Genomic DNA, 12,463 nt, shown 5'->3' on the forward strand with positions numbered 1-12,463 from the left:
TTGTCATAATTAAATGATTGCTAATAGGAGAAAACAAATGCTCGAAACAAAAAAAATAGCAGATGTCACTGGTGCCAATCGCGGACTGGGGTTTGAAACTTGTCGTAAACTAGCACAACAAGGAATTCAGGTTATTCTCGCCAGTCGCGACGAACAAAAGGGTAAAACGGCTGCTGAAAAATTGCAAGCTGAAGGATTGGATGTTAAATTTTACCCGCTTGATGTCACCAGTGCCGACAGCATTGAGCATCTTGCCCAGTTTATTCGCAATGAATTTGAGAAATTAGATATCTTGGTGAACAACGCGGGAATAGCCAAAGATCCTCTAGAACATCCACAGGGGAGTGTCTTTAACGCCAAGATTAGTACTTTACGCGAAACAATGGAGACGAATGTATACGGGCCATTGCTGCTTTGTCAGGCGTTGATTCCGTTGATGAAAGAACATAACTACGGGCGAGTTGTGAACGTATCTTCTGGCATAGGTCAATTGTCTGGAATGGATGAAATGAGTACTACTTACCCCGGATATCGGATTTCCAAAACAGCTTTGAATGTAGTGACGCGGATGCTTGCTAACGAGTTAAAAGGCACAAATATTTTGGTTAATTCAGTTTGCCCTGGTTGGGTAAAAACTGATATGGGTGGCCCAAATGCTCCCCGGACAATAGACCAAGGGGTTGATACAATTGTGTGGTTGGCAACTCTGGCTGACGATGGCCCCACAAACGGATTTTTCCGCGATCGCCAACCGATTGACTGGTAAACTTCGACGAATTAGTCATAAGTCATTAGTCATTCGTCTTTTTTGGTATAAAGGTCGCCAATCGAGGGCAAAATTACTAATGACTAATGGCATAATTAAAACGATCGCAAGGTAAATGATGAACTTCAGTAGCGATAACGTAACCGGCGTTGCACCGGAAATTATGGCAGCATTAGTTGCCGCCAATGACAGTACAGCCATATCTTATGGCAATGATGAATACACCCAGCAACTAGAAGTTAAATTTTCGGAATTATTCGAGACTGACGTTACGGTTTTTCCGGTAGCAACAGGTTCGGCTGCTAACGCCCTCGCTTTATCAGTTATGACACCACCTTTTGGTGCCATTTACTGCCATGCCGAATCTCATATTAACCTCGATGAATGTGGCGCACCAGAATTTTACACAGGTGGTGCAAAACTGGTAACATTACCTGGTTCTCACGGTAAAATTTCTGCCGATGACTTGGCAATAGCACTTAAAAAAGCAGGTGCTGGTGTCGTCCATCACGTACAACCAGCCGCAGTTAGCATTACTCAGGCGACTGAAGCTGGAACAGTGTATAAAGTTGATGAAATTCAGCGAATTGCTGGTGTTACTCGCACACATAATCTCAGCTTACACATGGATGGTGCTAGGTTTGCCAATGCTGTAGTTAGTTTGGGTTGCAAACCCGCAGATATCACCTGGGGTTCTGGTGTCGATGTCCTGTCGTTCGGTGCTACCAAAAATGGTGCTATGGCAGCTGAAGCTGTTGTGTTTTTTAAACGCGAATTGGCAGAAACATTCGCGTTTCGTCGGAAGCGCAGCGGGCATCTGTTTTCAAAGATGCGTTTTTTATCGGCGCAACTAGAAGCTTACATTACAGATAATTTGTGGCTTAAAAATGCTATACACGCTAACAAAATGGCGGCTAAGTTAGCAGATGGACTTACTTCGTTGCCAGGAGTAAAGCTTTGTCATCCGGTTGAAATAAATGAAATTTTTATTCAACTGCCGGAAGCAGTCATTCAAAAACTTTTGGCTGAAGGCTTCCAATTTTACCGTTGGGATGGAGAAGATTCGACAACTTTGCGTTTGGTGACGGCTTTTAACACGAAGGAGGAGGATGTCAATGCTTTTATAAAAATAGCTGCTTCCGATTCAGCAGAGGCTGTCAAAATCACAGTAGTTTAATGTTTGAAAGGGATTTACAATGAAAATTTTGCAGAATGCGATCGCATTAATTTTATCTTTCCTAGCCTTGATTTGCTTTGCCCCTAACGCATGGGCATTTTGCGGTTTTTATGTCGCCAAAGCAGATACCAAACTTTATAACAAAGCCTCTCAAGTCGTTATTGCCCGTGATGGTAGTCGCACTATCTTAACGATGGCAAATGACTATCAAGGAGATGTCAAAGATTTTGCACTCGTTGTTCCTGTTCCTGTAGTTTTACAGCAAGAACAAGTGCGCGTTGCCGAACCCCAAATTATCGAAAGATTAGATGCTTTTAGTGCGCCTCGATTAGTAGAATATTTCGATCCAAATCCTTGTGCGGTTTATCGCGATCGTCCTGCGCCATTTGGGACAAATGCAAACCCAATGTCACTAGCAGCCCCAAGAAGGTCTGTGGGAAGCGATCGCGCTTTAGGCGTCACCATAGAATCTCGCTTTTCCGTAGGAGAATACGACATTCTTATCCTCAGCGCCACAGAATCAAACGGTTTGCAAACATGGCTGATCCGCAACGGCTACAAAATTCCAGCCGGTGCTAATCAACTACTACAACCCTACATCCGCCAAAACTTAAAATTCTTCGTTGCCAAAGTCAATCTCGCACAATTTCAAAAATCCGGTTATCAATATTTACGACCATTACAAATAGCCTACGAATCAGCCCGATTTATGTTACCGATTCGTCTTGGCACAATCAATGCTATCAGCGAACAAGACTTACTTGTTTATGTATTATCCCCCAAAGGACAAGCAGAACTTACCAATTACCGGACAGTAAAAGTCCCTTCAGACGCAGAAATACCAGTATTTGTCAATAGCCAATTTGGCGACTTCTACAAATCCATGTTCGCGACAGCACACACGCAAGAAGGCAAAAAAGTAGCCTTTCTCGAATATGCTTGGGATATGAGTAATTGCGACCCCTGTTCAGCCGAACCACTCAATCAAGAAGAACTGCGTAAAGCCGGAGTCTTTTGGCTAACGCCATCCCAATCCAGCAATGTTTTTATCACCCGTCTCCATGTCCGCTATACCCGCGATAAATTCCCCGAAGATTTGATGTTTCAAGAAACTTCAAATCGCCAAAACTTCCAGGGTCGATATATTCTGCGTCATCCTTTTGAAGGCGATACTAACTGTGAAGCAGGACAACAATATAAAAGAGCTTTGGCGACAAGATTTGAACAGGAGGCGCAGACTTTAGCTAAGCTGACGGGATGGAATATTAATGAGATTCGCAGAAAATTACCTGTTACTCAAAGTCAGCAACAGCCGCAACCTTTTTGGCGGAATATTTGGCCTTAAAAAAGGTCAAAAGTTAAAAATAAAGATCGAATCTTTATTTTTAACTTTTTAATTTTTACTTTACTAGCTACTTTTTAATTAACAAAATTTATGAGTGAACCCTCTATCAATCAGTTACTGGAAGAGTTGAAAAACCCTGATGAGACTAGCCGCGATCGGGCCACATCAGAACTGTGGCGCATTTGGTTCCACCAAAAGGGAATGATGGGTTTTGAACTGCTTCGACGCGCTCAGATATTGTTAGAGGCGGGAGAAGTTTCCCAGGCTGAAACCGTACTCACAGAACTTATCTCCGATATACCTGACTTCGCAGAAGCTTGGAATCGACGAGCCGTTCTCTACTACACAATAGGGGAGTATAAAAAGGCGATCGAAGACTGTAAGGTGGTGATCGAGCTAAACCCGGTTCACTTTGGCGCACTGCATGGTATGGGGTTGTCCTATGCTGCACTGGGAGAGTATCGCACAGCTATCCAAGCTTTTCGACAAGCACTGTCAATTCAGCCCTACGCTTTGGTTAATCAAAGGTTGATACTAGAATGTACAGCCCGATTAAGTTAGATTAAAACAATAAAGAGGTTGCTGTGGCTCGCAAACGCTTGATTATCGAGATGGGCATGGGAATAGATCAGCACGGACAGGAACCGACTGTCGCCGCAGCAAGGGCTGTAAGAAATGCGATCGCACACAACGCCCTACCTGGTGTCTGGGAAGTCGCTGGTTTAAGCGATCCAGATTTAATGATTGTCGAAGTACAAGTAGCAGTACCTTACCCAGAACAAGTACGAGAAGCAGAAGTATTAGCTGTGCTACCTTTTGGGCGCAAAACGCTCACCATTGAGCAAGGCGGTATGATAGTTCAGGGTCGGGCAATTGCCTCCCTCAATGATAAAAATGATGAAATGCTAATTGCTGTTGCTGCTGTCACAGTTTTTGTCGATATTGAGTAGAGAATAATATGTAGAAACGGTGATTACTAAAGTGAAAAAAGCAGTAAACTGTAGTGAAGTGAGTAGATGAGAAAAAACGCTAATGCCGAAGCACCCCCTCGCAGAGGTCTTTGGATTCCCTCCAAACAACCTATGCGACAACTATCCCTCTTTGAAAATAACCACCTCGATCGAATTACCAATGTTTCGTCAGTTGCCCAGCGCAGTCCTTTCCGATATCCAGGTGGTAAAACATGGCTTGTACCCCGAATTAGGCAATGGCTAGCCAGTTTGCTAACGCGACCATCTGAGTTTATTGAGCCTTTTGCTGGTGGTGGTATTGTCAGCCTCACCGTTGCTTTTGAAGATTTGGCAAATCATGTTAAGATGGTGGAAATAGATGAGGAAGTTGCGGCTGTTTGGCATACTATTATTAACGGTGATGGTGAGTGGCTGGCAAACAAAATTTTTACATTCACTTTATGCGAAGCATCTGTTAAAGCAGTGTTATCAAAAAATAGTATTTTAATCCAAGAGAAGGCATTTAGCACTATCTTAAAAAACCGCATTAATCGCGGTGGTATTTTGGCAGCGGGTGCAGGGATGCTGAAAAGTGGAGAGAATGGAAAAGGACTGGGGTCGCGCTGGTATCCAGAAACGCTGAAAAAGCGGATTCTGGAAATTAAAGAAAAGCGCTCACGCATCACTTTTATCGAAGGCGATGGGATGGAAGTTTTAAAGGCAAATGCTCATCGTACTGATATGGTATTTTTTATCGATCCGCCATATACAGCAGCGGGGAAAAAGGCTGGGAGTCGGCTATATAATTATTCCGAGATTGACCATGAAGAATTGTTTAGAGTGGTGAGTGCGATCGCAGGTGATTTCCTGATGACCTATGATAATACCGAAGAGGTGCGGCAACTGGCACATAAACACGGATTTGATACGCAGACTGTGGCGATGAGAAATACCCATCATGCCAAGATGACAGAGTTGCTAATCGGTCGGAATCTGGATTGGTGTAGACGGGAACAGTAACCCGGCGTCTTTGGGGTATGCTAGGAGTGCGATCGCATCTGCTATCTTGCAGCTAAATTCAGATCGGGAATTTTATTCCCGATCTGAATCTATCGCGTTTGTGGAGGTAATAAATATGCAAGTAGAAACCGTTACACTTAAAATTCCAGAAACACTTTATCAACGCTTGGTCAATACTGCCAGTGCTACCCAGCGACCTCTTGAAGAAATCATCCTCCATGCTTTACAAGTAGGTAGCCCCCCAGAATGGGATGATGTGCCAGAGGAATTTCAGGCTGACCTTTCCGCCTTGGACAAACTAGACGACAATACCCTATGGCAGATTCTAAATAGCCGCAAAACAGCAGCAGAAATAGAGCGATACAACACCCTGTTGCAAGCTAATTCTAACAGTACGCTGACAGAGGTGGAACGCTTAGAACTGATGGCACTGCGGCATGAGGCTGACCGTTTCATGTTACGTAAAGCTCAAGCAGCAGTATTACTCCGCTGGCGAGGACATACCGTGCCAACCCCATAAGCGCTCATGTCTACATACATCACTGAAAGTTTAAGAAATCAAATTACACAAACCGATCGCAGGCGTTGCTGCTATTGTTTAACCAGTGAAGCCAATAGCGGCATTGCCATGACTTACGACCATATTCAGCCTATTTCTAAAGGTGGTGAAACAACTTTTGAGAATGTTTGTTTAGCCTGTCGTTCGTGTAATGAATTTAAGGGCGATGCAACCGAAACTGTAGACCCCGTGACAGGAGAAACTGTACCTCTTTTCAACCCACGCACGCAAATATGGTCCGATCATTTTGCCTGGAGTCCCGACAGCACAAGGGTTGAAGGTATAACTGCTATTGGTCGGGCTACAATTGTGCGTCTGCGAATGAATAACCCAGTTATAGTTGCAGCTAGGAGACGTTGGACAATCAGTGGTTGGCATCCTCCCACTGACTAATAATAACACTATCATTCCTGTTGAACAAGCTGATAAATATGGTTACAAAATCCTGAAAACTTTACTAGAAACTATCATCTATACATGACCTTAAATCGTCGCCAATTTCTCACAGCTTTTAGCATCGCAGCATTAACCGCCCAATTGCCGCAAATTGCCCAAGCTAAATCATCCCCATCACCAATTATTAAACCACCCAACCTCAAAGTAGGCGATACAGTCGGATTGATCAACCCCGCTAGTCCCACCCCTCCCGAAGATATTGAAGAAGTTAAACAAACTCTGACAGATTTAGGTTTAAAGTTCAAATTGGGAGCGCATCTTCTCGATCGCTACGGTTATCTTGCAGGCAAAGATATCGATCGGGCCGCTGATGTCAACGCGATGTTTGCCGATTCATCAGTTAAGGCAATTATCGCCGGACGCGGCGGTTGGGGCTGCAATCGCATTTTACCATTATTGGATTATAAATTAATCCGAAATAATCCCAAAATTATTATGGGCTACAGCGATATTACTTCCCTGTTGTTAGCAATTTACGCCAAAAGTGGTATCGTCACGTTTCACGGCCCAGTGGGAACATCCACCTGGAATCAGTTTACAGTAAATTACGTGAAGCGGATTCTGTTTAATGGCGAAGCCGTCACGATGCAAAATCCCTCAACCTCAGAAGAAAAGCTGTTCGTGCGGGATTGTCTTAAACCAACCGCAGTCCTTGTGGAAACCATTACTCCCGGAAAAGCTAAAGGTAAATTAGTGGGTGGCAATTTGTCTGTGTTGGCGGCGATGGTGGGTTCTCCTTACCTACCTGACTGGAAAAAAACTATCTTATTTGTGGAAGAAGTTGAGGAGGAAGTTTACCGAGTTGACCGAATGTTGACTCAATTAAAACTGGCGGGAATTCTTGACCAAATTGCTGGCTTTATTTTTGGGCAATGCACCGATTGCAATCCAAAAAATCCAGAGAAGTCGCTGACATTAAACCAAGTTCTGAGAGAACACATACTTCCTTTGGGAATTCCCGCTTGGTACGGTTCAGCGATCGGTCACATTCCAGATAAATTTACCTTGCCGATCGGTGTGGAAGCTGAAATTGATGCCAGCGCTGGCACTATCCAAATGTTAGAAAGTGCCACTAAGCTGTGATATGTCAGGTATGTTGTTGCGCTTCAGCGTTCTTTAAAGAGCTATGAAGCGCAACAACATACCAAATCTTTCAAGAGATTTGTTTGAGGCGATAACCGACACCGTGGACTGTCTCAATCAAATCTTTTGGCGCTCCTACAGACCTGAATTTTTGGCGTAAGCTTTTGATGTGAGCTTTAACAGTACTCTCTTCGGGGGGAGCCTCAAGAGACCAAATTCGTTCGATAATCACACTGGGGGGCAATACCCGCCGACCGTTGCGGAGAAGAAGCTCTAGGAGGCTGTATTCTTTGGGGGTCAAATGCAGGAATTGGTCTTCATAAGCGACTTCATAGGTACTGGGGTCAAGACGCAGACTTCCCCACCCCAGAACTGGAGGTAAAGAAGAAAATCCCCGTCGCAGGGAGGCGCGAATCCGCGCAAATAATTCTTGTAGGTCAACCGGTTTGACAATATAATCATCCGCTCCGGCATCCAGACCGTTGACTTTATCAGTGCTAGTGTCGAGGGCAGTAATCATGATAATAGGTAGGCTATAACCATGACATCGCAGTCGTTTGCAAAGGCTAAGGCCATCCAGGTCTGGAAGCATCACATCCAACAGAATCAAGTCATAGCAAAGAGTTTTGACCTGATGCCAAGCGGCTTCTCCATCATGGACAACATCAACTACATAACGCTGGTCTGTCAGGGCTTCTGATAAGGCTTCAGCAACCAACAAATTATCTTCGACTAGGAGCATTCTCATAGTGGAGATATCTTTCTATCTTAAAAGTGAACGGATGCAAAAACTACAAACTGAATATCTGCTTTAGGGCAGAATGATTTAAAACAATCTGGTCTCTGATTAAACAATGTTTGGACAAAAACAAGTAGCCTCAGACCCTTTTTTTGAGGGTGATGCCTATTAAAAAAAACAGTTATTTTAGGAAAATCGCCATGTACTTACCGCTAATCTCGTTTAGGGTAAGCAGGGAAATTTGCCCTTTCATTAAATTATTACAGCTTTTGACAAATATTAAGAAAATGTATGAAACGCGACAAACCTCACCCCCTAACCCCCCTCTCCGACCTCGGAGAGGGGGGAGAAATACTCCCCTCCCTGTTGCGGGGAGGGGGCAAGGGGGCAGGGGCAAGGGTTCCACTGTCCCGGCGATAACTGGTAGCCTGAAACCCGACTTAGGCATTTTCATAGTGGAATGGGCACGATCGCTTCACGGTATACCACATTAAAATCAAAAATCTGCTTTACTTAAAAAATCGATAAACTTGCGCTTAATAATGAGGTTTTGAGCAGGCGTGGCAAAAAGTTCCGGCCCCAGAGGGTTCATCAACAGAAAACTAAGTCAGAGATGAGAGTAGCGCCATGCTCGGTGAAATACAGAAAGAGGTAGAGATGTCTGCGATTCCCGAAAAGTTGGAGGTTGTCAAAACAGCCTGCGAGCAATGTCAGACCACCTTGTCAGCACTACGGGTGGCCCAAGAAAAGGCAAAAGTCAAAAGGGACAAGGAGGACAAGAAAGACTCTTCCTCCCAACCAACTACTTATGATTGCATCCCCTTAAAAGAGGAACTGGCTGCTTGTAAGGCAGCAGAAGCAGAACGCCAGTACTATAAGGAGTTATTCGATCTGGCACCAGACGGCTACCTGGTGACAGATGTACAAGGGGTAATTCAGGAAGCCAACCGCGCCGCTGCCACTCTACTGAATGTGTCCCAGCAGTTTTTGGTGGGTAAACCGCTGGTAATTTTCGTCGCCGAACAGCAGCGTCGCCTGTTTCACTCCAAACTGACTAGGCGATTGCGCCAAAGCAGCGCGGTACAAGAGTGGGATGTGCTGCTACAGCCCTGTGATGACGAACTGATTAACGCTACCCTGCGGGTGAGTGTTATTCGCGATCGCGAAGGCAAACCAGTCGCTTTGGGTTGGTTGGTGCGGGATATCACCGATCGCAAGCAAGCCGAGTTAGTGCTGCGGAAAAGAAAGCGTTTGATTCACCAGATTGCTGACACAACCCCCAATTTGATTTACATCTTCGATCTAAAGCAAAAACGCAACCTCTACATAAATCGCCAAGCTTATACTTGTTTTGGCTATACACCATCGGAAATTCAAGCAATGGGAGCGACGTTTTTTACAGAAATTTTTCACCCAGAATGTTTGCCTAAGCTTGCCGAAATCAAAGAACGATTTGACAGAGCTAAAGATGGTGAAGTATTGGAACACGAATTGCTCTTAAAAAACGTCCACGGTGAATGGCGATGGCTTCACACTTGGGATCTTGTCTTTACCAGAAATGCTGATGGTACACCCGAACAAATTCTTGGCACAGGCATAGACATCACCGATCGCAAGCAGGCAGAAGAGACGGGTCTGGATCTGGAAAGAGATAAAGAAATCAGCCAATTACAGAGTCGCTTTTTTACTATGGCTTCTCACGATTTTCGCACTCCCCTCAGCACCATCTTAATTTCTGCTCAACTGCTGGAAAATGCCAACGAAGAATTACCGAAAGAAAAAAGGCTGAGGAACATTCAGCGAATTCAGGCATCTGCTAAAACGATGACTCAGTTATTAGATGATATTTTAACAATCAATAGAGCCGAAGCCGGAAAGCTAGAGTTTAATCCCAAAGTTGTCGATCTACAAAAAATTTGCCGCGATGCGATCGCCAAAATACAGCTTGCAACTGGTAGCAAGCATACAATTACTTTTAACAGTCAAGGTAAATGTAAAAATGCTTGCCTAGACGAAAAACTGCTGCGAACAACGCTCGAAAATTTACTATCAAATGCGATTAAGTATTCACCGCAGGGGGGTAATATTGATTTTGCCCTAGTTTGTGAACCAGCAGAAGGAAGCCAAGAGGGAATGGTTATTTTCCGAATTAGCGATCGCGGCATTGGCATTATACCAAAAGACCAAAAATATATGTTTGAGCCATTCCATCGCGGCAAAAATGTTGGCACTATCCCCGGTTCTGGACTGGGATTAACTGTTGTGAAAAAGTGTGTGGAATTACACGACGGTAGCATTACAGTAGAGAGTGAAGTTGGTGTCGGCACAACGATCGCAGTGACTCTTCCTTCTTCTCCTGCATCTTTTTAACTGTTGGCGAACAATGAACTATGAACCGCCAACAATCTTCGATCCCACATTCCGCAACGATTACCCCCTTTATGGCGATCGGCTGTAGAGACGTTTCATGAAACGTCTCTACAATGCTTAGGCCAAAAATTAAAGGGGTAACCAACCCTGATTTGGTATGAATTAGTTAACTAGAACAAAATCCGGCTGAGTGATGAGATTCACTGGCACTCCTTTGAGAGTGGCTAAAAGTTCGCTAGTGTCAGTAATGCTAATTAAAGTTCCATCACTACCTTGGTTAATTGTCAATTGTGCAAAACTTAGATTACCGCGTAATTCGAGTAAGTCAATGTTATCTTCAAAATCGAGGATAATGTCAGTGCCTTTTCCTGCTGATAAGACAAAGCGATCGCTTCCTTTTCCACCCCTCAGCATATCATTACCTAAATCTCCACTCAGCCAATCATTTCCAGCGCCACCTGTAAGAGTGTCGTTATCTTTACCACCGAAAAGAGTATCATCTCCCTCATCACCATTTATCTTATCCTCACCTTCATTGCCAAACAGCAAATCGTTGCCAATTCCTCCACACAAACAATCTTTTTCAGCAACACTACCAATGGGAACATCACTACCATTGCCTCCATAGATGGTATCGTCACCATCCTCACCGCAGAGACTGTCATTACCTAAATCGCCAAACAGCATATCGTTGCCAGCATCGCCAAAAACGATATCATCATCCTTACCGCCTCGTACCGTATCATTGCCTTCATCCCCACAAACCGTATCATCCCCTTCATTACCGTTGAGGAAATCATCGCCGCTACCGCCTAATATCAAGTCGCGTCCGTTAGCATCGCCGATATCTGCATCGCTGACACCACCAAAAATGGTATCGTTACCTTTATCACCCATGAGGGTATCATCGCCACTGTCCCCCCACATCTGGTCATTTTCTTGACCCCCACGCGCAATATCGTTGCCTTTGCCGCCTCGGACAGTATCGTTACCCTGATTGCCGTTAATTACATCGTTACCCTCATTGCCGTTGAGGATGTCATCGCCTTCGTTACCGGAAATCCAATCGCGATCGCTTCCCGGATCGGAGCTGGAAGTGTTACCAAAAATGGTATCTTTACCATTGTGGCCGTAAAGGTTGTCGCTGCCTGCTTTTCCTTCAATAAAATCATTCCCACCCAAACCGTTTAGCGCATCATTAACATCAGTGCCGATAAGGTTATCGTCGCTTTCTGTGCCAGAAAACGTATTGCTAGTTTGATTAAGTTGTGCTAAAGAATAACCTTCTTTTCCCTCATCGAAGAAGGTATCTAAATTAGGATGAACAAGTTGTTCGCAAAAGCAATCTTCCTCGGTATCATCATTGATGATAGTTCCCACACCTTGGTTATCAGCAATAGTGGCGTTGGTAACACCAATTAAATTAACAAAGAAGTTTTCGTTGTTTTCTACTTTAATGTCAGCTTTGACGCCAACGCTAATGGTTTTGCTGGTTTCGCCGGGATTGAATGCGATCGACCCTGAAGAAATCTGACTATAATCATTATCGGCAATCGTAGCCGTACCGTCAGCAGTAGCGTATAAAACAGTAACACTTTGATTAGACGTAGCACTCAGAGTCAAGGTAAAGTTAGCAGGAGTCGTGCCGCTATTACCTTCAGAGACAACGATATCGCCGATCGAAACAGTGGGGAAATTATCATTATCGATAATTTCTAGAGTGGCTGCTTTTTGAGTACCGATGCTAGTATTAGTACTCGGATTAACTAACGTGAGAGTAAGGTTTTCATTCCCTTCAACTAGGCTATCTTCGATAATAGGAACTGTGACAGTTTTGCTAGTCTCGTTCGCACCAAAGTTGATGGTTTGTGTGGTGGCGGTAAAATCTGTGCCGCCTGTTGCTGTGCCATTAGCAAGTTGTACATCTATATTAGATGTACCCGATGTATCCCCAGTACGATTAATCGTGACGGCAACACCTACCACTGTGCCATTTTC

At 44.3% G+C, this 12,463-nt stretch carries 12 protein-coding genes; 10 read left to right on the plus strand and 2 right to left on the minus strand.

Annotation, left to right across the window (positions count from 1 at the left end):
• Positions 1–37 precede the first annotated feature (37 nt).
• The 9 genes from LAY57_RS18200 (at position 38) to LAY57_RS18240 (ending at position 7,356) form a co-directional block, all read left to right on the plus strand.
• Positions 38–766 carry an SDR family oxidoreductase gene (locus LAY57_RS18200; protein ID WP_249068232.1) on the plus strand — a complete coding sequence of 243 codons (729 nt, stop codon included), beginning with the start codon at positions 38–40 and terminating at the stop codon, positions 764–766.
• Positions 767–881: 115 nt separating this feature from the next.
• Positions 882–1,943 carry a threonine aldolase family protein gene (locus LAY57_RS18205; protein WP_338022438.1) on the plus strand — a complete coding sequence of 354 codons (1,062 nt, stop codon included), beginning with the start codon at positions 882–884 and terminating at the stop codon, positions 1,941–1,943.
• Between the two features lie 19 nt (positions 1,944–1,962).
• The gene (locus LAY57_RS18210) at positions 1,963–3,288 is read left to right on the plus strand and encodes a DUF2330 domain-containing protein (RefSeq protein WP_249068234.1); all 1,326 of its coding nucleotides are present in this window, start codon (positions 1,963–1,965) and stop codon (positions 3,286–3,288) included.
• Between the two features lie 90 nt (positions 3,289–3,378).
• Positions 3,379–3,849, plus strand: coding sequence for a tetratricopeptide repeat protein (locus LAY57_RS18215; RefSeq protein ID WP_249068236.1), 471 nt, complete (start codon positions 3,379–3,381; stop codon positions 3,847–3,849).
• 23 nt (positions 3,850–3,872) lie between these two features.
• Positions 3,873–4,238: a Lin0512 family protein gene (locus LAY57_RS18220; protein WP_249068237.1), complete on the plus strand. Its 366-nt coding sequence runs from the start codon at positions 3,873–3,875 to the stop codon at positions 4,236–4,238.
• A 66-nt stretch (positions 4,239–4,304) separates the two neighbouring features.
• The gene (locus LAY57_RS18225; protein WP_249068238.1) at positions 4,305–5,258 is read left to right on the plus strand and encodes a DNA adenine methylase; all 954 of its coding nucleotides are present in this window, start codon (positions 4,305–4,307) and stop codon (positions 5,256–5,258) included.
• A gap of 115 nt (positions 5,259–5,373) precedes the next feature.
• Complete coding sequence (locus LAY57_RS18230) at positions 5,374–5,778, plus strand: hypothetical protein (protein ID WP_249068239.1); 405 nt, start codon at positions 5,374–5,376, stop codon at positions 5,776–5,778.
• 6 nt (positions 5,779–5,784) lie between these two features.
• A complete protein-coding gene (locus LAY57_RS18235; protein WP_249068240.1) occupies positions 5,785–6,210 on the plus strand; it encodes an HNH endonuclease in 426 nt (141 codons plus the stop codon).
• A gap of 84 nt (positions 6,211–6,294) precedes the next feature.
• A complete protein-coding gene (locus tag LAY57_RS18240; protein ID WP_249068241.1) occupies positions 6,295–7,356 on the plus strand; it encodes a S66 peptidase family protein in 1,062 nt (353 codons plus the stop codon).
• A 70-nt stretch (positions 7,357–7,426) separates the two neighbouring features.
• On the opposite strand, the gene LAY57_RS18245 is transcribed toward LAY57_RS18240, so the two are convergent.
• Positions 7,427–8,104, minus strand: a complete 678-nt coding sequence (locus LAY57_RS18245; RefSeq protein ID WP_249068242.1) for a response regulator transcription factor — start codon at positions 8,102–8,104, stop codon at positions 7,427–7,429.
• A gap of 618 nt (positions 8,105–8,722) precedes the next feature.
• Between LAY57_RS18245 and LAY57_RS18250 the strand changes: the two genes are divergently transcribed.
• A complete protein-coding gene (locus tag LAY57_RS18250; RefSeq protein WP_249068243.1) occupies positions 8,723–10,465 on the plus strand; it encodes a sensor histidine kinase in 1,743 nt (580 codons plus the stop codon).
• 162 nt (positions 10,466–10,627) lie between these two features.
• On the opposite strand, the gene LAY57_RS18255 is transcribed toward LAY57_RS18250, so the two are convergent.
• The coding region (locus LAY57_RS18255) for a calcium-binding protein (protein WP_275994143.1) at positions 10,628–12,463 on the minus strand (1,836 nt) is incomplete at its 5' end.

It is taken from the genome of Argonema antarcticum A004/B2 (genome assembly GCF_023333585.1).
Classification (GTDB): Bacteria; Cyanobacteriota; Cyanobacteriia; order Cyanobacteriales; family Aerosakkonemataceae; genus Argonema; species Argonema antarcticum.